The organism is Acinetobacter sp. Z1, assembly GCF_024296945.1.
Classification (GTDB): domain Bacteria; phylum Pseudomonadota; class Gammaproteobacteria; order Pseudomonadales; family Moraxellaceae; genus Acinetobacter; species Acinetobacter beijerinckii.
Window position 1 is genome coordinate 2,939,005 of the sequence record NZ_CP101115.1, and the last position, 26,373, is coordinate 2,965,377.

Annotated in this window: 23 protein-coding genes; 9 read left to right on the forward strand and 14 right to left on the reverse strand. The window is 37.1% G+C overall.

Annotated elements, in window-relative coordinates; all coding sequences use genetic code 11:
- Nucleotides 1-525 precede the first annotated feature (525 nt).
- A complete protein-coding gene (gene soxR, locus NGC85_RS13870; protein WP_169109144.1) occupies nt 526-1,011 on the reverse strand; it encodes a redox-sensitive transcriptional activator SoxR in 486 nt (161 codons plus the stop codon).
- Between the two features lie 70 nt (nt 1,012-1,081).
- On the opposite strand from soxR, the gene NGC85_RS13875 reads away from it, so the two are divergent.
- The 3 genes from NGC85_RS13875 (at nt 1,082) to NGC85_RS13885 (ending at nt 3,570) form a co-directional block, all read left to right on the forward strand.
- Nucleotides 1,082-1,501: a RidA family protein gene (locus NGC85_RS13875; protein WP_254731946.1), complete on the forward strand. Its 420-nt coding sequence runs from the start codon at nt 1,082-1,084 to the stop codon at nt 1,499-1,501.
- 19 nt (nt 1,502-1,520) lie between these two features.
- A complete protein-coding gene (locus NGC85_RS13880) occupies nt 1,521-2,714 on the forward strand; it encodes an MFS transporter (protein ID WP_254731948.1) in 1,194 nt (397 codons plus the stop codon).
- Nucleotides 2,715-3,231: 517 nt separating this feature from the next.
- On the forward strand, nt 3,232-3,570 hold the full coding sequence (locus NGC85_RS13885) for a hypothetical protein (protein WP_254731950.1): 339 nt from the start codon (nt 3,232-3,234) through the stop codon (nt 3,568-3,570).
- Here the strand turns inward: NGC85_RS13885 and NGC85_RS13890 are convergent.
- Nucleotides 3,557-4,030 carry a BLUF domain-containing protein gene (locus NGC85_RS13890; RefSeq protein WP_254731952.1) on the reverse strand — a complete coding sequence of 158 codons (474 nt, stop codon included), beginning with the start codon at nt 4,028-4,030 and terminating at the stop codon, nt 3,557-3,559. The genes NGC85_RS13885 and NGC85_RS13890 overlap by 14 nt on opposite strands.
- Nucleotides 4,031-4,302: 272 nt before the next feature.
- Complete coding sequence (locus NGC85_RS13895; protein WP_005051582.1) at nt 4,303-4,521, reverse strand: hypothetical protein; 219 nt, start codon at nt 4,519-4,521, stop codon at nt 4,303-4,305.
- An 823-nt stretch (nt 4,522-5,344) separates the two neighbouring features.
- Here NGC85_RS13895 and dusA point away from each other — a divergent pair.
- Together dusA and NGC85_RS13905 are read left to right on the forward strand one after the other, a co-directional pair.
- Entirely contained in the window at nt 5,345-6,361 is a 1,017-nt protein-coding gene (gene dusA, locus NGC85_RS13900) for a tRNA dihydrouridine(20/20a) synthase DusA (protein WP_254731954.1), read from the forward strand.
- A gap of 766 nt (nt 6,362-7,127) precedes the next feature.
- Nucleotides 7,128-7,607: a CHAP domain-containing protein gene (locus tag NGC85_RS13905; protein WP_005051539.1), complete on the forward strand. Its 480-nt coding sequence runs from the start codon at nt 7,128-7,130 to the stop codon at nt 7,605-7,607.
- A 16-nt stretch (nt 7,608-7,623) separates the two neighbouring features.
- On the opposite strand, the gene NGC85_RS13910 is transcribed toward NGC85_RS13905, so the two are convergent.
- The gene (locus NGC85_RS13910) at nt 7,624-8,385 is read right to left on the reverse strand and encodes a ThiF family adenylyltransferase (protein WP_254731956.1); all 762 of its coding nucleotides are present in this window, start codon (nt 8,383-8,385) and stop codon (nt 7,624-7,626) included.
- A gap of 60 nt (nt 8,386-8,445) precedes the next feature.
- Entirely contained in the window at nt 8,446-9,633 is a 1,188-nt protein-coding gene (locus NGC85_RS13915) for an MFS transporter (RefSeq protein ID WP_254731958.1), read from the reverse strand.
- Between the two features lie 288 nt (nt 9,634-9,921).
- Between NGC85_RS13915 and NGC85_RS13920 the strand changes: the two genes are divergently transcribed.
- Nucleotides 9,922-10,677 (forward strand): hypothetical protein, encoded by a 756-nt coding sequence (locus tag NGC85_RS13920; protein WP_034710892.1) that lies wholly within the window; start codon nt 9,922-9,924, stop codon nt 10,675-10,677.
- A gap of 44 nt (nt 10,678-10,721) precedes the next feature.
- On the opposite strand, the gene acnA is transcribed toward NGC85_RS13920, so the two are convergent.
- The 5 genes from acnA to NGC85_RS13945 all read right to left on the reverse strand — a co-directional run bounded on the left by acnA (nt 10,722) and on the right by NGC85_RS13945 (nt 17,932).
- Nucleotides 10,722-13,478, reverse strand: a complete 2,757-nt coding sequence (acnA, locus tag NGC85_RS13925; protein ID WP_254731960.1) for an aconitate hydratase AcnA — start codon at nt 13,476-13,478, stop codon at nt 10,722-10,724.
- Nucleotides 13,479-13,603: 125 nt separating this feature from the next.
- Nucleotides 13,604-14,419 (reverse strand): TatD family hydrolase, encoded by an 816-nt coding sequence (locus NGC85_RS13930; RefSeq protein ID WP_254731962.1) that lies wholly within the window; start codon nt 14,417-14,419, stop codon nt 13,604-13,606.
- Entirely contained in the window at nt 14,419-15,333 is a 915-nt protein-coding gene (locus NGC85_RS13935; protein ID WP_254731964.1) for an RsiV family protein, read from the reverse strand. Before NGC85_RS13935 ends, NGC85_RS13930 begins: the two co-directional genes overlap by 1 nt.
- A 118-nt stretch (nt 15,334-15,451) precedes the next feature.
- Complete coding sequence (locus NGC85_RS13940; RefSeq protein ID WP_254731966.1) at nt 15,452-16,273, reverse strand: hypothetical protein; 822 nt, start codon at nt 16,271-16,273, stop codon at nt 15,452-15,454.
- 69 nt (nt 16,274-16,342) lie between these two features.
- Nucleotides 16,343-17,932: a peptide chain release factor 3 gene (locus NGC85_RS13945; protein ID WP_005051522.1), complete on the reverse strand. Its 1,590-nt coding sequence runs from the start codon at nt 17,930-17,932 to the stop codon at nt 16,343-16,345.
- 295 nt (nt 17,933-18,227) lie between these two features.
- Here NGC85_RS13945 and NGC85_RS13950 point away from each other — a divergent pair, with 295 nt between their 5' ends.
- Nucleotides 18,228-18,974: an IS5 family transposase gene (locus NGC85_RS13950; protein ID WP_254730381.1), complete on the forward strand. Its 747-nt coding sequence runs from the start codon at nt 18,228-18,230 to the stop codon at nt 18,972-18,974.
- Nucleotides 18,975-19,082: 108 nt separating this feature from the next.
- Here the strand turns inward: NGC85_RS13950 and NGC85_RS13955 are convergent, their stop codons facing one another.
- Nucleotides 19,083-20,105, reverse strand: coding sequence for a fatty acid desaturase (locus NGC85_RS13955; RefSeq protein WP_254805612.1), 1,023 nt, complete (start codon nt 20,103-20,105; stop codon nt 19,083-19,085).
- Nucleotides 20,106-20,321: 216 nt separating this feature from the next.
- Here NGC85_RS13955 and NGC85_RS13960 point away from each other — a divergent pair, with 216 nt between their 5' ends.
- Nucleotides 20,322-21,329, forward strand: a complete 1,008-nt coding sequence (locus NGC85_RS13960) for an AraC family transcriptional regulator (RefSeq protein ID WP_254731968.1) — start codon at nt 20,322-20,324, stop codon at nt 21,327-21,329.
- A gap of 56 nt (nt 21,330-21,385) precedes the next feature.
- Here NGC85_RS13960 and NGC85_RS13965 read toward each other — a convergent pair whose 3' ends face one another.
- From NGC85_RS13965 to NGC85_RS13975, 3 genes are read right to left on the reverse strand one after another with little or no spacing between them, the layout of a single operon-like run.
- Nucleotides 21,386-22,753: an amidohydrolase gene (locus NGC85_RS13965; RefSeq protein WP_254731973.1), complete on the reverse strand. Its 1,368-nt coding sequence runs from the start codon at nt 22,751-22,753 to the stop codon at nt 21,386-21,388.
- A gap of 34 nt (nt 22,754-22,787) precedes the next feature.
- Nucleotides 22,788-23,675, reverse strand: coding sequence for a bile acid:sodium symporter family protein (locus NGC85_RS13970; RefSeq protein WP_254731975.1), 888 nt, complete (start codon nt 23,673-23,675; stop codon nt 22,788-22,790).
- Nucleotides 23,676-23,706: 31 nt separating this feature from the next.
- On the reverse strand, nt 23,707-25,092 hold the full coding sequence (locus NGC85_RS13975) for a long-chain fatty acid transporter (RefSeq protein ID WP_254731977.1): 1,386 nt from the start codon (nt 25,090-25,092) through the stop codon (nt 23,707-23,709).
- 527 nt (nt 25,093-25,619) lie between these two features.
- Between NGC85_RS13975 and NGC85_RS13980 the strand changes: the two genes are divergently transcribed.
- Nucleotides 25,620-26,006, forward strand: coding sequence for a carboxymuconolactone decarboxylase family protein (locus NGC85_RS13980; RefSeq protein WP_254731979.1), 387 nt, complete (start codon nt 25,620-25,622; stop codon nt 26,004-26,006).
- The last annotated feature ends 367 nt before the right edge of the window (nt 26,007-26,373 follow it).

A 26,373-nucleotide genomic window follows, 5' to 3' on the forward strand; every position in this document is an offset into this window, starting at 1 on the left:
TGTATAATCAGTATGTTTGTCTGCTTATAAAGAAAATTACTTCATCTTTACAAGCAATATCGGAAAGTCTGATTATTCAGAAACATTGACCGATCTACTGCTATCTTTATCGAACATTTTTTGACAACAGTCCTAACATTTAATAAATAAAAATTAGGTTTAGTCTCATCATCATTGAATAGCAAATAGCCTGTCCCTACATCTAATGCTGTATTGACAGTCATGCTATTAATTATTGATTTGAATTTGCATCATAAGCATGCAATTCATCAGAAGTATTGGCTTATTTAAACTTTTATAGCGTTTTTAGTGCGACTCTTGCGTTTCGGATACAGCCCTAATTTTGTGTGAATAAGCATATAAATTGACTTATGAATATTTGTAGGTCGCTTTGTATTATCATAGATGAGTACTATTAAAAATAAATGTAAAAATTTGAATTGGCATTTTTTCAAGTGATATTTGTATAACTTTGTCTAACCAAACCACGAAAACCGCACAAAATTAGTGCAAAATATCGTTTATTTAATCTATCGTAATATTTTTCTGATTTAATAAAAATAAAATTTCCTGAAAATGCGCGCCCATTGCCTTTTCTGCAAGGCAATCATCTGGATTTCGGAGTGGACATTGTTCCAGAGACAAACAACCACAACCAATACATTGATCTAATTGCTGGCGTAACTGGAGTAACATCATAATTTGCTGATCAAGTTGTCCTTGCCATTGTTGTGACATGACTTGCCAATCTTTTTTTGTCGCTACTTGTTGTTTAGGTAAAGTCATAAAGGTTTGTTTAATTTGCTGCAAACTAATTCCTACTTGTTGGGCAGCTTTAATAATCGCAATACGTCTTAACATTGCTCTCTGATAACGACGTTGGTTACCCTCCGTTCGAGTTCCCCAAATCAACTCTTTTTCTTCATAAAAACGAATGGTCGGCACACTTACGCCACTGCGTTTTGCGAGTTCACCGATACTCAACCAAGAATGTGCTTGCTCTTGTTTCAAAATATGCTTGACCTCTAGTTAACTTGAGCTTTGATACTAACATATCTCAATTCGAACAGATGGTTATGCAATGATTACAATAGATACCGCTGCCTTCAGATGTATCAACCCTGAAGCGTTATATGACCCAACGCCAAACGGTTATAGTCATGTGGTAGTGATACAACCCAATATGCGAATTATTCATATTGCTGGGCAAGGTGGTGAAAATAAAAAAGGTGAACTTTCACCAAATTTCGACCAACAGCTACAACAAGTATTTTATAATATTGAAATAGCACTTAACTCAGCCCAAGCACAGTTCAATGATATTGCGGTTCTACGAGTATTAATTGTCGATCACAATGCAGAAAAACTTCAGATATTGACAGATGCTATCCTTAATATATGGAAAAAATCTCCTTTGCCAGTATGCACACTTATTCCAGTACCGTGCCTAGCACTGAAAGATATGCAAGTTGAGATTGAAGCAACTGCTTATACCGCATAAATCTGTCCAAGAGAAAATTATGTCTACCTCCCAAGATATTAGTCAAAATAAAGCTTTACTCTGGTTTATGGCGGCAGCATGCGGTTTGTGTGCAGGTGCAAACTATTATAGTCAACCGCTGATTCATTCTATCCAGCAATACTTTTCAGTCAGCCAAAGCCAAGCAGCACTGACCGTCACTTTTGCACAAGTGTCTTATGCACTTGGTTTACTGTTTATTGTTCCAATGGGAGATGTGGTTAACAAAACTAAATTTATTCCATTATTAATGGCACTATGTGCAGTTGGGTTATTTATCAGTGCATTCTCAGTCAACCTACCTATGCTTTGGGTGGGTACAGTCATGGCTGGATTATTCTCTGTTGCAGCACAAGTTTTGATTCCTTTGGCAACCATGACAGTTCAGCCTGAGAAAACAGGCGAAGTCGTCGGCTTTTTAATGAGTGGTTTACTGGTTGGTATTTTACTTTCTACTAGCTTGGCAGGTTTGTTTTCCAATTTGTTCCACTGGAAAGTTATCTATGTGGTGAGTGGTGTTTTGATGCTACTACTCGCGTTTGCATTAAAAAGCCGCTTACCTTATGTGATGAAAATGAAGCTGAATTATGGACAAGTTTTCATTTCGATGGGGAAACTGTTAAAACAGGAAAAGCGTCTAGTTTTAAGAGCACTCACAGGTGGCTTCGCTTTCGCAGCGGTGAGTATTTTATATTCCACGATTGCTTTGCTGCTGAGCTCAGCCTATCAATTACCAGATTTATTAATTGGTATGGTGACTTTAGTCGGTATTTTTGGTGCTTTATCAACTCAATATATCGGCAAATATGCTGATCAAGGGTTTACCAATCAACTCACATGGATAGGTTGTGCTTTGTTTATTCTGAGTTGGATTTTTTTCTATTTCGGGCAAACCTACTTATTCAGCTATATTTTAGGGTTTGCATTAATTCAATTGGCTTTAGCGCTGGTACATACCAGCAATCAAAGTATTATTTTCCGATTACGTCCTGATGCGAAATCACGGATTAATGCCATTTATATGACTGCCTATTTCACTGGAGGCGCATGTGGTTCAGCACTCGGTATCTTTGCATGGAATCACGGTGGCTGGACGATGACCTGTTTAGCAGGGATTAGTTTAGTATTTGCCTGCATAATCTTTAGTTTAATTGATAATCTTTTAAATCAAAAACAAAAACGCATTTCTTGCTAAATATCTCACTGCAAATATTGCCTTCATTTTTGAGGTAATATTTGCAGGCATACTCTTATTTTCAACCATCTTTTTAAATTGTTTATCTTTCAAAAAATAGCTAAAAATGGAGTCATCATTAATATGACAACATATTGTTGTGTTTTGTTAAAATTGTAAACATCAAAAAATTAAGAATAAGCATTTGTTTTAAAACAATTTAAATATTATTAAAAATGTAATTTTTGATCAAAAAATAAACCATTGCAAGCCATATCTCACAATCGTGTAAGTCAAAAGCGTATTTTGCAAGCAATTGATTTTTTTGATAATTAACCACGTACATACAAGCACTCTTTACTATTAAATAGAAAGCTGAATATTAATGAAGAGATCTGGAGAAAAAACAAAGCAATCTTTATTAATATAAAAATGCTTAATAATAGAAAAGTATCTCAAATAAAGTACAGCTATGTACAATCTTCCCTCTGGAAACAGAGGGAAGGTTTTCTCAAATTTTTATGATAGGAAATAGAATATGTTTACTGCAAAAAATATTTTTGTATTTTTACTATCAATATTAAGCTTATGCCTATTGCTCATTTTATTTAACTTTTTAGGTTTTAATGAGACACTCAATCTCACCATTTCAGCCAGTATTTTTGGATTATTTATAACTTGGTATTTCAAAGGTAATGAGTTTTGCTTAATCCTCTTTGCATTTTTTTATGCTTCGATGCTCATCATCAGTCAAAGTTTGGATGTGATATGGATGTTCATGACATCCACAGCAATGTATCTACTCACAATCAAAGTTATTCCTAGGTTGAGCAATATTGATAGCAAAGCACTGTTTAATCAAACTAGAACGGATTGACAACTCGGTTCAACATACCAACCTTTTTAAGACCAACGGGTATCTTACTCTGCTCTGCAATCAAAAGCTCTTGTAGAAAAGGGGTTAAACTCTGCTCATTTAAACAGCTAGGATTGAAATTATTCTCTCCTAGCCGAAGAAAAAAATATTCAATATTGGTTTCACGTTGCACATATTTCATTGACCATTTTTTAAAAGAAAATTGTTCAATGACATAACTACTAATATGTTTGACACTATGATGCCTTGAATCTGCGATTATTTTTTCGAAGATGCGCTCTACAGCATTCTTCTCGCCTTCTAGACACTGAAAGAAAGCATTATCAGCATAATACAACACACCGTAAATTTGATGACGGGTATTGAAATCTCTCGCTTCGGTGAGGATATCACGTAAATCTTGTAATAAATCATCGCCTTCATCGTTTCGCTGACTGGAATAACATAGGCGAATTTTCATAAAGAATTCCGTGAAACTTATCGTTTCATCATGTATAGATTTTTTAATTTATCATATGTTTATATCAAACAATAAAAAAACAGCAAAAATTCAATTTATTTTTAAGTGAGTCTCAAGTATTGATAAATTTTAGTTTAGATCAAAATCATTGAACCGATACTTTTATAAAATATCACTTGGACTTGCTTGAAATAAACCCACAAAAAAAATTGTGGATTTATTACATAGATTAATGCAGCTTTAAACCCTTTCAATAACGCTCATTTTCTTGCTTAAATTGGATCGACTGTTTCTACATATCTATAAATGCAACCATCTTTTGGATTTTCATAAAGCAGGTCAATGTTGGGTAAAAGGATGTCACCTTCCACTTCAATTTGTTCAATTCGCTTAAACAAAGGAACTTCTTGATCACTCAATTCTTTAATTTTAGCGATTGCTATCTTTTCAGATTCAAATTGATCCTTCACCTTGATTTTTATATTATTCATTAGAAACTCCAGTTCTACGCATTGAAAACCATAAAGAAAGTAAAATGATGGAATTGAAAACAGTCAATTACATCGTAAAAAATTAAAACAGAGCGTTATGCCTGATTTTAATGAAGTAATTTTTGTAGAGAATATTCACATCTTTCGACATCGTCTCAAACAAAATATCCTATACTTTTAATTGAAATTTATAACTGAGAACATCGACTTGAAAATGAAACTGTAAATCCGTTGATCCCAAGTTTAGATTCAAAATGAGGTCTTTAAGAAATTGATCAGAAAATCTCAGAAACACAATCTTTCACATCAATCAATCAAAATTAAACCTCAGTGACAGCAAGTTCCTCTGCTTGCCAGTTATGTCAAGCAATATGGCAAATTCAATAATCAATTGTCGATAAAATGGTTGTAACCAAAAATATTGCTTATATTTTTTATTAAATATAAACAAATAGTTAAATAGAATATTGCTTTTATAAACTTACAATCCGTAAATTAATTAAGTGATAAACATCACATTTTTATTCTATAAAAGTAATCATTTATTTCTATGAAACGTTAATCATTGATGAAATGTGCTGATATTATTTTTATGTTAGTATTGCGCCCCGCTGAGATGTCTAAAAATTAGCATCTTTAGTTCGTTTTTCAATCCACTCGCTTTCCTCTTCGACACATCACATGTCAATCGTAACTTGCAGAACAGTAATATTCTGCCATTACTTTTTTATGTACTAAATGTGAAGTAAAGATAAATTAATCAAAAGCAGTTTTAAGACTCTGATTATTGTTGTCCAACATTGAATTATAGGTATGATTTTTAATGAATACTGAACAAAACATTAAAACAACTCCAACACCAAGAATCAGTGTCGCCCCAATGATGGATTGGACAACAAAAGATTATCGTTTCTTTGCGCGCTTATTTAATCCAAATGTGGTGCTATATACCGAGATGGTCACTACTGGAGCGATTATTTACGGTGGTGCTAACCGTCATTTGGACTTTAATAAAGAAGAGCATCCAATCGTGCTGCAACTTGGTGGCTCCAATCCACAAGATCTCGCCACCTGCACCAAAATGGCTGAAGATTGGGGATACAACGAAGTCAATCTAAATGTCGGGTGCCCAAGTGATCGTGTCCAAAACAATAAAATTGGTGCCTGTCTTATGGCTGAACCAAATTTAGTAGCTGAATGTATTCACAGTATGCAAAAGGCAGTCTCAATTCCTGTCACGGTAAAACATCGTATTGGAATTGATGACATGCAGTCTTATGAAGAAATGCTGCATTTTGTCGATACCGTAGCAGCTACAGGTTGTACGCATTTTATCGTGCATGCGCGGATCGCAATCTTGCAAGGTTTGTCACCAAAAGAAAATCGTGAGGTTCCACCACTGCGCTATGAAGATGTATATCGTCTTAAACAACAACGCCCACATCTCACTATTGAGATTAATGGGGGTATCAAAACTTTTGAAGAAACTCAGCAGCACTTACAGCATGTCGATGGCGTCATGATTGGACGTGAGGCGTATCATAATCCCTATTTATTGGCTGAGATGGCACAGCTATGGGATCTACAACAACCTAATCGTTTCGAGATTATGCAACAGATGATGCCTTATATTCATCAGCGTGTGGCGGAAGGTGCTCCACTTTCTATTATTACTCGTCATATTCTTGGTTTGTTTCAAAACTTACCAGGCGCACGTAAATGGCGTCAGGCGCTGAGTGGTGGTAATGCTAAAACCATCGCAGACATTGAACATGCCATTCAAAATATTCAGGCAGCAATGCAACGCACTGAAGACTATTTAACAGAACATCAAAGTTAAATTTTCGCGGCTCTAACAGGCTTTTTTCGGCATTGAAATGTAAAGCAATTAAAATGTTGAGTAACAGCTGTGATTGCCCAAAACCAAATTTTTCATTAATCACTTGAGCATAACAACGTGAATGCACAGTTATGCTTGAATGTAGTTACACAACTTCACCTTGTTCAAACAATCCAACGGGGATTAAATCCTTATTAGATGTTTGATTAATCTACAAAAAATATAAGATATCTTCAGGTTATCGATAACTAATTAATCCTATAAATTGGATATTTTACTTAAAAATAGAATATTTAGTCTTTTACTAATTTCTGCATCATGCTTTGAATGACTTTTTGTTTTTCCTAACCACATTGAGAGTTAAAATCCTTTATACATGCCTGAATTAGTTGCATTATCTGAAGAAAATTAAATAAATGAGTGGGACAAATCAATTTCAATTTTACTTTAAATAACCTTATTAAACAATAACTTATTTTAACTAAAAAGATTTCTAAAAATCTATAAAATGACGCTAAGGCATCTATTTTTTAAACAAAATGAAATATAATCTTACAAATCATTTTATCTAAACTAATCAACCAACAAACCACTGAAAATAAAAAGATTCTTAAATCGTGTTTTGTCGTAAGTGATCTATAACATAGTCTAAATGTTATATTATTACGTTACATTTCAGTTTTTTTAAGGTTTTTCGCTTACTATGGGCGCCGTAATAAATTCTGGCACACGTTCAGTTGTTTTGAAAATGCGGTAGAGATTCACAATGATTTATGATGTACCTTCAGTTGACCACAGTATGATTCACCCACCCGCGCAACAGGTGGTTATTCCTTATCGAGAGATGCCAAAAGCTCCGTCAGTACCAGCAATTGATGTGAGTAAGTTTTCTCAGAAGTTAGCCAAACGAGCAGCTTATCGTAGCTCTTCTCAATGTGCTAAATTTGTTAGAATCGCTTTACAGTCAGCGGGTGCAAATATCGTTCAACACCCTGTCGCAGCTTCGGATTGGGGGCGTACTTTACAACAAATCGGTTATCAAAAAATCAAGCCTGAGTTTAATAACCCGCAACCTGGTGATATTTATATTATCCACCGTACTAAAAAACATCGTTATGGGCATATTGCTGGCTTTACCGGATCACAATGGGTCTCTGACTTCAAGCAAACCAGTTATGATGTATATAAAGACCCTAACGTCACCTATAGCTACTACCGTTTAGCGCCACAGTACCCACAAGTTTAAATTTTGGGGCTTTCAGTTAAGCCCTCATTTTATCGAGTTTTTTCAGAACTTCAGCCACAGCAACCATTGCAAAACTCGATGTCACTACAACTGCCGAGCCATAACCGCCACAGCGTAGTCCAGCACTAGGACAGACATCAGCGCTTGAAAACGGATTGTCGATGGAATAGATGCAGGTTATTCCAAATTTTTCTTTTGGCTTTTTACAAATACCTTTTGAGCGTAATTGTGTTCGCAACTTTGCCAACATCGGGTCTTGCTCTGTCTTAGACAGGTCTGCGACTCGAATCTTCAATGGATCAAGTTTGCCGCCCGCACCGCCCGAAACAATCAACGGGATTTTATTAAAACGACAATGTAGCATCAGCGCAAATTTGGCTTTGACATCATCAATACAATCCAAAATAACGTTCGGAACAGGATTTAGAAGCTCTTTAACATTATCAGCTGTTAGATAGTCATCAATCACATTCACTTTTATACGCGGATTGATCTGTCTGCAACGCTCAGCCATGACTTCAATTTTTTCTTGTCCTAATGTAGCGGTCATCGCAGGCAATTGTCGATTGATATTCGATGCCGCAATCACATCCATATCCACCAAAGTCAGTTCGCCAATTCCTGTACGTGCTAGAGCCTCAACGGCCCAACTACCAACACCACCAATGCCAATCACCATGACATGACTAGTTTCATAGTGACTGAATGAGTTTTCTCCATAAATTTTAGCCACACCAGCGAAACGGCGGTCATATTCATCATTTTGGAGATCGGTCATCGTAAATAATTCTACAGCTAAAGTTAAGTAGCTATTTTAACGCGTTTATACAAATTTAGGCTACATCGATGATGCTTGTACAGGCTGTCGACGACTCAAACCAATCAAGACTAAAAGCACAATAAAGGTGAGTGAAAGCGCCAATAAATTTGCATTATTCCACCCAAAACTAGTGAGGATTGGTGCAGGTAAAAAAGCACCTAAAGTAGCGAATAATGCAATCACCGTTTCATTGATCCCTTGAACACGATGCTTTTGTTGTTCTTCCAATCCAGCCAATAATGTAGAAGCGCCAGAATAGGCAAAATTCCAACCTACGCCTAAAACAACCAATGCGACATTAATATAGATTCCCGCTTGCCCCATCATCGGTATAAATGCAGACAGCATTAATAAAATGAAACCCGTATAAATAATCGTATGGGTTCCCCAACGTTGAATTAGCTTCGATACAAAGAATGATGGGATAAACATCGCCAAGACATGCAACTGAATTGAAATTGATGCGTAATGAAAAGAGTGATGCTCTTTTAAATGTAAGGACGACATAATCATCATCACATTCATAATGTAGTATGCAAATGCTCCACTAATAATTGCAGCTATAATCAGATGCTTTGACATTTTCACTCGATTCGGCGAGTTAACCTTTGGCTGTGGAACTTGTTGTAATTTGTGTTTTGAGTTCCATAAATACAAAATCGGCGATAACAACAAAGCCAATCCGCAAAAGATCAAATAAATTGCGGTGAAATCTGGCAATCCTTTCACTTTCTGGAATTGAATCGCTAATACAGGTGCGATTACAGCTGCCACAACACCACCTGAAATCACCAATGCAGTCGCTTTGGAGATTAATGCAGATGGCAAACGATCAGATGCGGCAAAACGATAAAAACTTGCTGTGGATAGAAAAAGCCCAAGCGAAAAATGTGTAAGACATAACAGCCAAAAATCTTGTTTTAATATAGCGTAATATCCAAAAATCCCAGCTGTAAATAAGGAGAGTACACCACACTGAAATACAACATGACGCCCCCATCGTTTCATCAAAAATGAAAAAATAAAGGTCGTTAGCAACATGGCTAAAAACTGTAAACCATAAGGAACTGTCGCTAAAGCCTGCGTAGGTGCGAGCTTTAAACCGACAATAGCAGAAACCGTAACCGATAATACTGCGGCAATTAGATTAAATGCTTGTGCAATGAGTAGGTAATACACATATTTAGGTAGCTGATTCAACGCCATCGTTCCATGAAAATTTACTCAGATACCATACTGCTAATCCATCTAAACTCAAATAAAAAGATGAAAATCTAATTTTCATCTTTTAGCTTCTTCATCTTGGATGATTAATACAATCTCAGTTATACCTGAGTATAAATGTTTAGCTCATAAATAGATTTAAAAAGAAATCTAACATAATAATTTAACCCAAATTATCAACTTATCGAAATTAATTAGATCGTAAAGAAAGGCAGAAATTAGCAAGAATTATTGTATGATCAAAAAAATAATTCATTAGAAAATATGATTATGAATGAACAAGGTCAACAAAATATTATCTTATGTATTCCTGGTATCTGGCAAAACCATCAAGCCTTGTTGCATGCTCTTCTTACTCATGACACAGGATATATTTACGCAGGGGTGATTATTAAATCTTTAACCAGTGATTATTTTGCTGAGATTGAAGAATTTCAAAATGATCCTAAAGTAAGTCATATATTTAGACAGCAGAGTTTGAATCGTTTCTCTGAACAAGAGTTACAAGAAATTGAACAACATAATATGGTTATTTATGTGATTTGCGAAGCTGGATCAATAGCACTGGTACAACAAGCTTTATTACTGGGTCAGGCTCTACTCAAAGCAGGTGGCTTAGCGATTAAAATAGAAACATCAGGACTTACTCATCCTCGATCTGATTGGCTAAACTTCGATGCACAGAATCCGATTGATTTATATAAAGCATTCATTCCAACTGTTTCAGATCAGGAGCATGTTTATTCTTGTGGCATGCACCAATTCGGCAAAGCTGATGGCTGTATAAATTCAAAAGTAGAGCATGCATCATTTATTTTGAATCAGTTCTTACTCTATCTTCTTATAGAAAGCCCAACACTTTTAGAGAAACAAACTTTTTCTGCGGAAGAAGGTGGACAAATATTAAAACTTTACAGAAAAGAGTCGAGAGACTTCTTTGAAGAAGATTCACTATATTTTAATCAGTTGGGTGTTTGGATGTTGAAACCAACCTTTAGTTTCAAAAAATTATTTAACTTTAGCTAAATTTTTTTGAAAAAGCCCTATAAATTTATAGGGCTTTTTTCAATCTAAGCAGCAATTAGATTCCGAAGCACATAATGCAAAATACCGCCTGCTTTGAAATATTCCACCTCATTTAAAGTATCAATACGACACAACACTTTAAATTGGTCATGGTGACCATCTTCTCGAATCACACTCACTTCTAAAGTTTGGTGTGGTTGAATATCATCAGATAAGCCATGAATAGAAAGAATTTCACGTCCCGTTAGATTTAAAGTTTGACGAGTTTGTCCATCAACAAACTGCAATGGCAATACGCCCATACCAACCAAATTCGAACGATGGATACGTTCAAAACTTTCGGCAATCACCGCTTTAATCCCAAGAAGATTAGTTCCTTTTGCAGCCCAATCACGAGATGAACCTGTACCGTACTCTTTACCCGCAATGATCACTAGAGGGGTTTTATCATGCTGATAACGCATCGATGCATCATAAATTGCCAATTTCTCATTGCTTGGGATATAAATCGTATTTCCGCCCTCTTCACCATTGAGCATTTCATTCTTGATACGAATATTAGCAAAGGTACCTCGCATCATCACTTCATGATTCCCACGTCTCGAACCATAAGAGTTGAAGTCTTTTGCATCTACGCCCTGCTCTTGCAAATAGCGTCCAGCTGGACTGTCTTTTTTAATATTTCCAGCAGGAGAAATGTGATCAGTCGTTACTGAATCTCCAAGCACTGCCAAGATACGCGCATGCTCAATATTAGAAATGGCTTGCGGTGGTTGGTTAATCTCTTCAAAAAAAGGAGGATGACGAATATAGGTCGAGTCATCTTGCCATGCATAGGTTTGACTGTCTGGAATTTGAATCCCTTGCCAAGTCTCATCTCCATCAAAGACTGCTGCGTATTCTTTATGGAACATCTCCGTATTCACTTTTTGCAGAACTTGATCAATTTCAGCCTGACTCGGCCAAATGTCTTTTAAGTAAACATCTTCGCCATTACTACCTTGCCCAATCGGCTGAGTGGTCAGATCGGTACGAATATTACCAGTTAAACCATAGGCAACCACCAATGGCGGAGAAGCAAGCCAATTTGTTTTTACTAAAGGATGGACACGACCTTCAAAGTTTCGGTTACCTGAAAGTACCGAAGCCACATTTAAATCATGGCATTGAATTGCTTCTTCAACGGGATCTGGTAAAGGTCCAGAGTTCCCAATACATGTGGTACAGCCATATCCGACAAGATTATAGCCAAGCTGATCCAAATACGGCGTTAAACCAGCAGCAGCTAAGTAATCTGTGACAACTTTAGAACCGGGTGCCAGTGAGCTTTTTACCCAAGGCTTACGCTGTAGTCCTTTTTCAATTGCTTTCTTCGCCAATAAACCCGCAGCTAACATAACACTTGGATTTGAGGTATTGGTACATGAAGTAATTGCAGAAATAACGACATCACCATCATTCAAAGGATACGATTTTCCATCAATCATACAAGAAGGGTCTTGATGCGGTAAATTTGCATTTTTTGCTTCAACTGCGGTTCCACCACCGCCTTCATTTTCTAAGTTTTCTTTTGCTTCTTTGGCAGGCTTTAACGTGAGTTCCATCAGCGTATTAAAGGTTTTTGGAACATCTGAAAGTAAAACTCGATCTTGAGGTCGTTTCGGACCTGCCAAACTCGCTTGTACCGTACTCATATCAAGACTCAATGTATCTGTAAAAATCGGCTCATCACCTGCATTTCTCCATAAACCTTGTTCTTTGCTATAAGCTTCAACCAAGTCAATACGGTCTTGTTGACGACCTGTGAGTCTTAGATATCCAAGTGTGACCTCGTCTATCGGAAAGAAACCACAGGTTGCACCATACTCAGGCGCCATATTGGCAATCGTCGCTCGGTCAGCTAAAGGCAAGTCAGCTAGACCATCCCCATAAAACTCAACAAATTTACCTACGACACCTTTTTGACGCAGCATTTGGGTAATGGTCAAAACTAAATCTGTAGCAGTAATGCCTTCATTCAATTTGCCATTCAATTTAAAACCAATCACTTCTGGAATCAGCATTGAAACAGGCTGCCCTAACATCGCTGCTTCGGCTTCAATACCACCAACACCCCATCCCAAAACACCTAGACCATTAATCATGGTGGTATGGGAGTCTGTTCCAACCAAAGTATCTGGAAAGGCAAACGCCTCACCGTCATCTTCACCCAACCAAACCGCTTGAGCCAAATACTCTAAATTGACTTGGTGACAAATACCCGTGCCTGGTGGAACGACGCTGAAATTGTTAAATGCAGATTGCCCCCAACGGAGAAATTGATAACGTTCGCCATTACGTTGCATCTCAATTTCGACATTTTCAGCGAAAGCGTGTTCATTCGCAAAATGATCCACCATCACCGAATGATCAATCACCAAATCCACAGGAGATAATGGATTTATCAGATTAGCATCACCACCAGCTTTTTCCATCGCAGCACGCATCGCCGCCAAATCAACAACCGCAGGTACGCCTGTAAAATCTTGCATGAGCACACGCGCAGGACGATATTGTATTTCTTGGTCTGAACGTTTGTTTTTTTGCCAATCTACCACCGCCTGAATATGCTCTACTTTTACACTTTTTTGATCTTCAAAACGCAGTAGATTTTCGAGTAAAACCTTCAATGATTTAGGCAACCGATCTATATTACCTAGTGTTTTTGATGCTTGTGACAAGCTAAATATTTGATAGGATTTAGAAGCGACAGTTAGTGTTTGTAATGCATTGAAACTATTGATTTTGCTATATCTGGCCATTAGGTTGCCCTCCCAGTGTGGCGAATTTGTTTATTATGAAGTTGTCTATCTAATGTAACCTTGTTTCGAAAAGGATATGTTCCCTTTTAGTTATCTTATTTTTATAAGATTATTTTCTTATTACTCTAAAATTTTAAATCTAATGCAACAAGCGAGTTTTGCCATAGCTGGTCGGCAAGGGTTTGTTGAGGAAGCCCGACTGTTTGTGCCAAACTTTCCAACACATAAGGCAAATTAACGGGTGTATTTCGAGTGCGATGTTCTGTGGATGTTTGACAGCATAGCGGTGTCATATCAGGACAATCTGTTTCAATGACTAAATGTTCAACCCCAATCGCCTGCACAACTTGATGTAGTTTTTTTGCATTTGGATTTGTGATTTGTCCAGTTATACCGATTTTAAAACCAAGCTTGATCAAAGCTTTGGCTTCTTCCACACCTCCACTAAAGGCATGTGCAATACCACCGAATTTGAATTTTTGTGCTTTTAAAATGGCAAGGGTTTCTGCATGAGCTTTGCGAATATGCAATAACACAGGTTTTTGATATTGCGTTGCCAATTCAAGTTGCGTATTAAAATAGTCTTGCTGTTTGGAAAACAATTCAGGTTGCTTATGTTGTTTTAAAAAAGTATCTAAACCAATTTCCCCAACTGCAACGCAATCATATTGTTGTAAGACTTGTTCGAGCCGCTGTAAATGTGATGAGTGATGCTGCTCGATATAAAACGGGTGTAGCCCTGGCGCGAGATAAGATTGCGGAACATTTTCCCACACATTTAATTGTTGATGCGTTTGAATCAATTCGTCAAATCGAGATTCAATAAAACCAATCAAAACTAAAGCATCGACCCCAACTCGTTTTGCTTGCATAGCCAGTTGTTGCCGATCGTGATCAAAATCGGCAACGTCAAAATGAGTATGGGTATCAAACAATCGCATTAAGACTTGCTTTTATCTGTTGTTGCGACAGTAGAGGCAGCAGGACTCTCAACTTTAGGTAAATATTCAGGTTTCAATACACCCTGCAATTGATCAAAGGGAATCACCAAACGTGGTAATCCAACGACATACGGTCCAATCTCATATTCAGCATATTGAAGAATTAAGCCCTGTTCACCTAGCAAGAAGTTATCTGTGACTGAAAATGGCCAAGCTTCTTCATATTCCGCAGCATTATTGGCTAGTTTAGAATCTACAATCCACTTCTTAAACGCTTCATGCGCGAGCTTATCTAAATTTGCTTTTTGCTTAGGTAATAACAAATCTGTTAATTGCACTTGCTTTTGATTCTTCAAATCAAAATTGTAATAGCGTTGGGCGGTTGCACCATGTGCACCACCTAAATAACTACTGCTATTTAGTACTACCGTTGCCAATACACCTTTAGACTGTAATATTTTTGGCTTAACCATCAAACTGATTTGATGACTACTACTTAAAGCTTTTAGCTCTTCATCAATTTTAATAAATGAGTTTGCATATAGTTGAGCTTGTGTATCTAAACTTTGTTTTTGTTCATTTGCCTTTACTGCCGATGCAACATCTTTATCCGCATCAACGACTTCTAACATTTTGCTTAACTGGTCTAAAATTTGCTGATCGAGTAATTGATCAATAAATGGAAAATTCGTTTGTAAACGTTCAATTGAAAATTCTGGGCAAGTATTGCCTTTACATTCTGGTAAATTCACTGGCAATTTAATTGTTTCACCGCGTAAAACGGGTTCCGCATCTTGCTGCACAACAGGCGTATCTTGTGGTTTATCTTCTACATCTTTAGGCTCTGACTTGGGTTGGCACGCAGCAAGGAGAATGGCACAAGCAAGAACACTATATTTATAAAATGTTTTCATTGGAAAGTTACAACCGTTGTTATTACACACTATTTTTAGATGCTATCTAACTTCATGCAAATCCGCTATAAGCACATGCAATTTCTATACGAAACTTAGAAATATAATCTTTAAAAGCTTAAAACATCTTTTGGTAGACTTCTGCTTGTAGCATTTGTTTAGTTTGTTCGGTTGTTAAATAAATATCTAACTGTGGCGCATCTTTACTAATTTCATTAGCGCGGTAATGTAACCCAACCCCTTCACCATCAAAGAACCAATCTGCTTGTCCCCAATACAATTTTTTAGGAACTTGTTTTTTTACCTCTGATGATTGTTTTTCGATCCATTGTTGATAATGTGTTTGCACAATATCATTCATAGCATTTTGCTGTTTTTTTTGAATCACATCGAGTACGGTTAAATTCTTTTGTAATTTACGATCTGCTACGAAAAAATAATAACGATCTTTTACCGCAATATCCTCTTGTTTTGAATCAAGTCCAACTTGCAACAACACATATTGATTACGCTGCGAAGCAATGCGTGTATTTACATGTAATTCATAGGCTTTATTTTTAGAATATTTATCTTGCCATTCATCTGACTTTTTCACATAAGCATTGATGGCTTGCTGAAGTGTCAAATCCTTATTTTGCTCAATTTGTTGCTGAATAACTTTTGCCTGATTTTTTGCAATCCAAGTATTCAGCCATTCATCTTGAGTTTTAATGGTTTGAACATCGAGTTCAATACAGTTTTTCTTTTCACAAAAGGGTAAAGCATAATTCGCTTTGGTTTCTTGCATATTTAAATAAGGAAGAACCTCTGCTTGCTCCATTTTTTCAGTCTGCTGCGCAGCTTTAGAGTCCGTTTCATTCTTTTTAGGATGATCACATGCTGTTAAAGCCATCATTCCAATCATTAAACTGATAGCAAAAATTGGTTTTACAGTGTTCATCACATCATCCTTTATTTTTTGATTATTCAATTAAAAACAGCCTCTAATTAGAAGCTGTTTTTGTCTATATTAGTGTTCTCGTGTGTTACGGAACTGAATATCTGGCCAACGCTCTTGCATTAACTGTAAATTTACACGGCTTGGTGCAAGATAAGTTAAATGACCACCACCATCTACTGATAATTGATCATGTGCTTTTTTCTTAAATTCATTGAAAATCTTTTCATCATCACAATGAACCCAACGTACGGTATGCACACTCACTGGTTCATAGATACAGTCAACTTTATATTCTTCTTTCAAGCGATAAGCGACCACATCGAACTGTAACACACCGACTGCACCGACAATCAGATCGTTACTAATTTGTGGCATGAATACCTGCGTTGCGCCTTCTTCAGATAATTCTTTTAAACCTTTTTGCAATTGCTTCGATTTCAAAGGATCACGCAAACGTACACGGCGGAACATTTCAGGCGCAAAGTGAGGAATACCTGTAAAATGTAATTTCTCACCACTGGTAAAAGTATCACCAATTTGAATCGTACCGTGGTTATGTAAACCAATAATATCGCCTGGCCAAGCTTCTTCTAATTGCTCTCGCTCACCTGCAAGGAAAGTCAAAGCATCACTGATGCGTACATCTTTACCAATACGCACGTGATTCATTTTTAAACCTTTTTCATATTTTCCTGAACAAATACGCATAAAGGCAATACGGTCACGATGTTTCGGATCCATGTTGGCTTGAATTTTAAAAACAAAACCAGTGAAGCCTTCTTCGTTTGCATCAACTGTACGTTCTTGAGTTGGATGCGCTTTAGGTTCTGGTGCCCAATTGATAAATGCATCTAATACATGATCAACAGCAAAGTTACCTAGTGCAGTACCAAATAAAACCGGGGTTTGCTTACCTTGTAAGAATAATTCACGATCTAATGGTTCATTCGCCATTTGAACCAACTCAAGCGACTCTTCGAATGATGCCCAAGCTAATTCGCCCACTTTCTCACGAATATCTGGATAATCGTATCCATCACGGACTTCAATATCAGTAATGGTTGAACCAAAACCCGCTTTATAGACATACAGTTTATTTTCGATGAGGTTATATACACCTGCGAAATCTCGTCCCATGCCTAAAGGCCAAGTGATTGGCACACAGCGAATCTTCAAGACACTTTCAATTTCATCAAGTAATTCTAAAGGCTCACGGATTTCACGGTCCATTTTGTTTACGAATGAAATGATCGGTGTATCGCGCATACGACACACTTCCATTAATTTAATGGTACGTTCTTCGACACCTTTTGCACCATCAATCACCATCAGTGCAGAGTCAACCGCGGTTAGAGTACGATAGGTATCTTCCGAGAAGTCTTCATGTCCTGGGGTATCCAGTAAGTTAATGGTGTGCTTTTTATAAGGAAACTGCATAACCGAGGTGGTAATCGAAATCCCACGCTCTTTTTCCATTTCCATCCAATCCGATGTTGCAGCGCGGTCAGATTTACGGCTTTTTACCATACCTGCAACCTGAATTGCTTTACCCCATAACAACAGTTTTTCTGTCATGGTGGTTTTACCCGCATCGGGGTGGGAAATGATCGCAAATGTGCGTCGTTGGGCAACTTGCGCCGCTAATTCATCTTTAAACATGAGAAAAATCTACACTAAATTGTACCCATTAGTATCTGCAAACTAAGGCAAGAACAGATGGCGTACGAAAGAATTTAAAATTGGCGGCAATTGTAGCAGATTTAAAGAACTTGTTGATTGATTGTTGATAGGTCTTAAGTTATCCACAAAACAATTTTCTCTCATATCTTTACTGCATGCTTAAATTGATTTTGTTAAAAATACAAATTATTTTATTAGGGTCTGTTGACATTTGCTGTGCAAAAAAATAGCGAGAAAGTAAAATTCAATCGCCAAACCAAATTTACTCCTCGCTATGACTCGTACAATGCTGAATGATCAACACTGGTTAAAGCTGAAATCTATTGTCCACAATTTGGGGATCTACCTCAAACATAATCTTCGAAATTTTATTGAAGCCATTCTCTATAGAATTAGAACAGGTTGTCCTTGGCGAGATTTACCTGAATCTTTTGGTAAGTCCAACACCATATTTAAACGATTCACCAGGTGGTCTAAAGATAATAAGCTACTAAAAATATTTAAATTATTATCAAAACATGCTGATCTAGAATGGGTGTTTATTGATGCTAGCCATATTCGAGCACATCAACATGCTACAGGACTCAAGGATCAAGCTATTTCAAGAAGCATCGGTGGAAACAGTACTAAAATCCATTTAGCTGTGGATTCAAATGGGAACCCAATCCAATTTCTCATTCATGATGGCACCACCCATGATGTGAGTGTTGCACCTGCATTAGTCGATAGCATTGATTTAAAAGATACCGATGTGCTTTGTGCAGATAAAGGATATGACTCAGAATTATTGAGAGAGCAGATAGAAAAAACAGCGACTAAAGCAAATATTCCAAAGAAATCCAATACACGATCGAACAATGATTATATGGACTGGCACTTATATAAAATCAGGCACTTAGTGGAGAATACCTTTGCTAGACTCAAGCAATTTAGGGGAATTGCAACACGTTATGACAAGCTAAAGCGGAACTACGAAAATTCAGTTGCTTTAGCCTGTATATTTATTTGGCTACCGCTATGAAATGTCAACACACCCTAGACTATAAAATTAATATTTTCTTATGAGTTCTACAAATATATTAAGCAGTATCGAGCGGAGTTTTACCGTCGATACTGGGTGTAAATCTATCTATTTAGTTTCTTGTATATGCTCTAAATTCCAACGATTTGCTCTTTTAAAAGTACCGACATCGTTAAACCGGACCCCCATATCACGCATCACTTTATGGGCAACTGGTGCAGTCATTTGGCGAATGTAAAATGGTTCTTTCACCACAAAATGATGAATAGCATGCGTTGAGCCAAAGTTAAAGCAAAACAGTTGAAATGGCATCATCCACCACGGCGTTAATACCTGAGTTTGTTGAATCACATTACCTAATTCAACATCACCGTAGTAGTGCATATTGCTGGTCACAAAGTGTAGACAGAATGTACGCAGCACATTTGGTGCAATCCAAACTACAGTCAAAATATTAATCACATGCATGATATTTAAAGTATTTTCCGACCAAGCAATCGGTGCATTTGCCAAGCTTGAAACCATATCAACTACATGGAAGCCTAAGAAGATATACCAAAGAGACCAGTGAATAATGCCAAGTGGAGAATAAGCTAAGAACGCACGTTTAAAGATAACTTTTCTAACAGTCCAATTGTTTGCAGCGATAATGCGTAGCAAAACTGCAAATCCATTGTCACCGATGGCAAAGAAACGGCGTATGCTCCACTGCTCTCCATTGGTTAGCGCTCTTTCTTCTAAATCAACTTCAGTGCCTGAATTTTTATGGTGATTAAAATGAAGCTCACGGCGTTTCCACGGGTTAATTGTACTTGGGCGAGCTAACCACACTAATCCCATCATTAAATGATGGGCCCACGGTTTTTTTCTAAAATACATCCAGTGAATGAGATCGTGTTCTAACTCATGGGTAAGAGATGCAAAAAACGCAATAATTGGAATTACGAACCAAGCTGAAAGATGATGATTTATATAGAGTACTGCTGTAGCAACCATTCCAATAAGGGAAACAAATAGAATCATCGCTCCTATTGCGTTTTGATGGTTTAAAATTGGATAGCGCTTTCGTAAAGCCACTCCTTCCGCTGTGACCACTTTTTTAATGTGTTCCGTTTTTTCGCTATCACTCATTCCAGCAGGATTCTTATTTATGTAGGTCATCCGTTATTCCTCAGTTTTCTCATGTTCCTACTTTATTTATATCTACCTTTGTACGCTTAGCTCGAAACGCCAATCTATTGGCTATGGATGCCAAAATAAAAAGATTCAAAACAAACAAAAGATTTTTTAGTTTTAAATCTTTTATACTCTTCAGAGGAATATGAGTCACAAGTTATAGGATATAGCATGCCACAGACAGCAACGGCACTGGCTAGCTGGGTTAAAGCGATTCAAAAAGCGCTTGAAAAAACAGGAGTTGATAGTCAACCTTTATTAGAACAAGCGGGTTTAGATCTTCAGGCTCTAAACGATCCAGATGCGCGATATTCATTAAAACAAACGGCGAATTTATGGAAATTAGCCGTTCAAGCGACTCAGGACTCATGTTTTGGCCTTAAAGTTGCCAGCCAAGTCAACCAAAATACATTTCATGTGTTGGGCCATTCACTCATTACCAGCACCACACTGAAAGAAATGTTTTTAAGAATTATTCGTTACTTCCGCATAGTGACCGATATTCCCGAACTTGAGTTTTATGGCGAGGGAAAAAATCATTATTTCGTTATTCATGTTCCCAACGAAGTGCAACCCGAATCTATCGATGCTTTTATCTCTGTTTTTATTCGTTCAAGTCGCGCGTTACAAGGTTCAGTCTTCTCGCCCTTACGGATTGAACTGAGACGTCCAGAACCAGAAGATCTGGAAACTTTTCAGAGTATTTTAAAAGCGCCGATTGTGTTTAATGCGCCTAAAGACATGATTGTATTTGACACGGCATCCATAGAACAGCCTTTAGACGGTGGAAATCCTAGCCTCACCCAAGAATATGATGAGATTATTAATCGTTATCTCGCACGGTTTGATAAAGAAAACATATTGGCTCGTGTGAAAGTAAAACTCATTGAAAAATTATCTACAGGTGATTTTCAACAGCAAGACGTTGCAAAAAGTTTAGGCTTAAGTGTACGGAGTCTGCAACGCAAGCTTTCAGCAGAAAAGACCTCTTATAGCGAACTACTCGACAATACACGCCACGAACTCGCTTTGTCTTATATCAAACATTCAAGCCACAACGTTACTGAAATTGCCTATATTCTTGGCTTTACCGATGTAAGTAGTTTTACCCGTGCTTTCCGACGCTGGACAGATTTATCACCACTACATTATCGGGAAAAACATCTGTCTTATTCTTAATTTTTTAAAAATTTAAGATAAAAAAGATGCATTAGTGCATCTTTTTTATGAACCTCTTATTTTTTATTTAACAGTTCAAGCATAGATACCGTAGTGACTTTAGCTCCGACTGGTAAGGCTTTTAAATCTACAACATAATTCGGGCTATGCGGAATATATGGTGCAGGTTTGCCTTGCTTTATTGCATTTGCAAACACAAGCGGATCTGCCACACCAATGAACATGAAGTTAAAAGGAATGTCTTTTTGATCGCCTAAGAGATGATGTACATCTTCCGACCCCATAAATGGCGGATAGTCGGTTAAGACCTGTTTGTCGCCTAATAATGCTTTTAGTGGTCCATTTAAACGCGTAGAGAATTCTTTATTATTGACTACAGGCGTACTTGAACCTTTAAACGTCAAAGTAGGCAATTGATCTTTCCCTATACCTTGCATTTCGGCTGTACCTTCACTCATGAACTTAATGTTATTTAATAAAGTTTCACGTACTTTTGGATCAAACCAACGTAAGTTCATTTTGACTAATGCAGTAGGAGGAATCACGTTATTAGAATTTCCAGCTTGGATCGAGCCAATAGATAAAACTGCCGCTTTTTGAGGATCAACTGCATTACCCATAATAGTTTGATATTGATTTATTGCATTTGCCGCCATACTAATTGGGTTTTTGGTTAACATTGGTAATGACCCATGTCCGCCAACACCTTTAAATAAAACATCGAGCTGATCGGTTCCCGCCATGCGTGGCCCCGGTGCATTAATAACGACACCAACAGGTGCTGGTGTCGTATGCACTGCAAAGAAATAATTAGGTTTTGGTAAATTATATTTTGTCCATAAACCATCAGTCACCATTGCTTTTGCACCCGTTATCGGCTCTTCGGCAGGTTGTGCGACTAAAATAATGGTTCCGCTCCATTCCTTTTTTAAAGCCACTAAGGTCTTTGCCATGCTGAGCATCCATGTCACATGTGCATCATGACCACACATATGTGCAACAGGTGTTTCAGTTCCATCCTCAAGTTTTACTCGCACTTTACTGGCATAAGGTAAACCAGTGGCTTCTTGAACAGCATTGGCATCCATGTCAGCACGGTACATGACTGTTGGTCCATCACCATTTTTTAAAATGCCAACAACACCTGTTTTGGCTATTCCTGTTTTAACATCAAACCCTAATGACTTAAGCTCTTTAGCGACAATTGCAGAGGTACGCGTTTCCATAAATCCCAATTCTGGGTGCTCATGAATATCTTTATAAACCTTACTTAACCACTGTGTTTGCCCATCAATAATCGTTAACGCTTTTTGTGAGACGGCAGGTAAAGTTGTTGGACTTGCTTCTGCATGAAGGACCGTTCCATAACCTGAAATCAAAGTCGATAACCCTAAAAATAGGCTGTTTTTAAAAAATTTGTTCATTATGAATAAAGCTCCGTTTTAATAATCTTTGCAGTTAGTTAATAATTATTTTGTTTTTAGCTAAATCTTTCTTTTCTAATCGATTCAATAATGTACCAAATAGTGTTGCCATTACATACATTAAGATTGAATACACGGCTGCCGGCATAGCTGCGTCCGAACTCGCCATAACAGTTAAAGCGATTGTTAACGCTAAGGTACTGTTATGAATTCCTATTTCAAAAGCACATGCTTTGGCTTGAAAGCTATTAATGCCAAATAACCGAGGCACCAAATATCCAATCGCAAGGCTACAAATACAGAAAAGCAAGGTTGATCCGCCCACTAAGCCAATATAGTTGAGAAGTTTTTGATAATCTTTGGCGATCGCAAGTGAAACAATAAAAAGTAGAAATATAATCGCGAAAAAACGAACAGGTTTATTTAATTTTTCTGCTAGATACGGCGAAAAATGTCTGATTAACATTCCAATGATTACAGGAACTAAAATAATGACGAATACCTGAATGATTTTAGAGAATTGCAAACCAACATTTTGCTCACTTGAAACAAAATGTTGTAAGGAAAAGTTAACAATCAACGGTAAGGTAAAAGCAGCAATGACTGAATTTATGGCCGTTAAAGTAATATTGAGCGCAATATCCCCTTTATATAAATAGCTATATAAATTAGCAGTTGGACCACCAGGTGAAGCTGCTAGTAACATCAATCCAACGGCAATCATTGCAGGTAATGCCAAGATCTTGGCTATGATGAAAGCGATACTCACCAAAAGTACTAATTGGCAAAATAGTGCAATAAAAACAGCCTTGGGATGCTGTCTAACACGTTTAAAATCATTGAGGGTTAATTCCAAACCCATGCCTGCCATAATAATAGCCAAGGCTATAGGTAAAAATAAGGTAATCACCAATGAATCCATTCTTCTCTTCCCTTTTAATTTTTTGTGCTATTTAAAATTTATAACCAATTTTGAGCCCATATCCAATCGACTGATTGTCTTTAAACTCGCTTACGTAGTAGTCACTACCAGCTTGTGCCCCAAGCTGACCTTTTGCATCACCTAACCAATAATATTTAACAGTGCCAGCGATAAAGTATTGCGATGTTGGGCTATATTGAGCACCAAGTCCTATATTGTAATATCCATTGGTGGGGCCCCCCGTTGAAACTTTATCACCGACACCAGAGTCCCATCCTACTGACAAGGAGCCTGACAATTTAGGTGAAAAACGTTGTCCTAATCCTAAATTTATAGTCCATTGGTCATTGTCATAACGAACCAAATTAAAACCTTCCGGACGACTTGGTGTTGATAACACTCCAACAATTTTTGAGATTTCACCAAAACGGTAAGGTTGTAGCGCCAATTCACTCCAATTTACCCAACGTAAACTCCCGAACAATAAAGTTCCCTGACGTAAACCTGTTTGAAACTCTAAATTCACTGAGTCTGGAGATTTAAATTTGGTTGTGCCAGAGCCTTCACCATTAGGTAACTCTGAAATAATATGATTTAAATAATTTTTCTTTTGCTCGGTCATCTGCCCGATAGAAATCATATAGTCGAGATGTTGGCTAACTAAATCGCGTCCTTGCTGAGTCGTTAACATATCAATTAACGGCGCATTTTCAGTTGCGTTTACTTTGTGGGTAATGGTAGACCTATAGGTAAGTGAAACTTTAACTGCCTTTTCAGGAATTTGATAAGCCAGTCCAGCTAACCAGCCCCAATCGCCCACAGTTTTAGTTTGAAAGTCATAGCCATTATAAAGACTAAATACATTGCCTCTTAAATTTACCTGACTTTTGAAGGTTTGATAAACAGGGCCTGCAAAAATATTCCAGTTTTTATTAGGCTGATATCCTGCAATAAAGCTGAGACTTTGAATATCAAATTCTGATTTTGCATTTCCTGTAGGCACTTGACCAGAAGTAGCATTTGTAAGCCCTGTGGTTGTAATGCCGGGTAACATAACCGTGTCTTTTGGCGTTGCGACAAAGCCATTTACACCAGAATATTCAGTGTCAGCACCAAAAGGCTGATCATAAAGCAACCCAAATGAATACTGCGGTGCCAACTGCAATTTTAAAGTCGCAGTAGTCCTATAATCTGTATTGGCAATATCGGAAATTGACTGATGTGAAGGATTAGTACCAGATTCCACTCCTTTTAAATCTGTATCTGTCACACCTAAACTGGCTTCAAAGTAATTTCCAGGTTGTAAAAATGCTGAGATGGATTGGCCTGTTTTATCAAATGCAGCAGCATGTAATGCACTTGTACAAATTGAAGCTATTGCTAATACTAATATTCTATTGCTTACTACAGAGTTCATGAATCCATCCTGGATTTTTTATTTTCATATCACACTCTATGTGTGTTTTTACTTTCCTGCTTAGCTCCAAACGCCAAACATTTGACTGAGGATGCCATACTTAAAAAACGTTTTCTTTAAGGGTGTGGTCGGTTTTTAATCAGTAATAAAAAATAGAAAGAACTAAAAGGACAAGGCATCAATTGATGTCTTGTCCTTGATTTAAGGTATGAATTGATTATTGGAACCCTTTATGGATATCCTGAATAAGAGTTAAATCTTGCGTATATTTGGCGTTGCTCTGATTTTTATTCACCTGTATAAAACCCTCAACAATTTAGTATCGATGCTGAAACTACATAACATTACTACTTGAAAAATTGAATCAATAAACTGCTATCCAGCGTATATCTCAAAAATAATTTCATCTATCCAAATCAAGGACATCACAGTCAAGCAGAATGACTTTATCTTAAATAATGATTGAATTAGGATAAGTTGCTATTGAAAGGCTAATCCAATCTTTTCCGCTGATACAAGAGTAAAATATGTCAAAACAAGATTATGAAAATGGACTTAAAGTACGTACCGAAGTGATGGGTGAATCATTCGTAAAACGTGCACAAGATAATACAGTGCCTTTCACTGAACCTTTACAGAACTGGATTAATGAACATGCTTGGGGTTCTACATGGCAACGTGAAGGCGTATTGCCCCGTAAATATCGCTCGCTAATTACCATTGCATTTTTGACTGCACTCAAAAGCCCAACCGAACTCAAAGGTCATATTCGTGGTGCTTTAAACAATGGGGCAAGTATTGAAGAAATTCAGGAAGTTTTATTACATAGCTTACCGTATTGCGGTGCGCCAGCTACTCAAGAAGCATTTCGGGCTGCGCTTGAAGTCATTCAAGACTACACACCTGAATCTTAAATTCAATCTCAACTAAGCATTACTCAGGTTAAAAAAGCTAACGCCGAATCAAGAATTTTTCGGCGTTTTTGTATTCAATATCCGCTGCATTGGATATCAGCCACATGATCTATTCTGTTTAAATGCCCCAAATCAATAATCAAATGCCCCATTTACGTTACTTCTTTCTTTATTTTTAGTTTTATGCTTTGAAAATAATAAGTTAAGTCTTTAAATCCTATTTGTCTCGATTGGGCTGTATGAAAGGTTACAGTGAAATAGAAAAATACAAGCATATTTCAATTTTCTCTGACTAAATTTTCCTCAATATCAATCGAATAAAGCTTAAGCGTTATTAATACACTTTTTGCCATCATCTTTAGCGCCT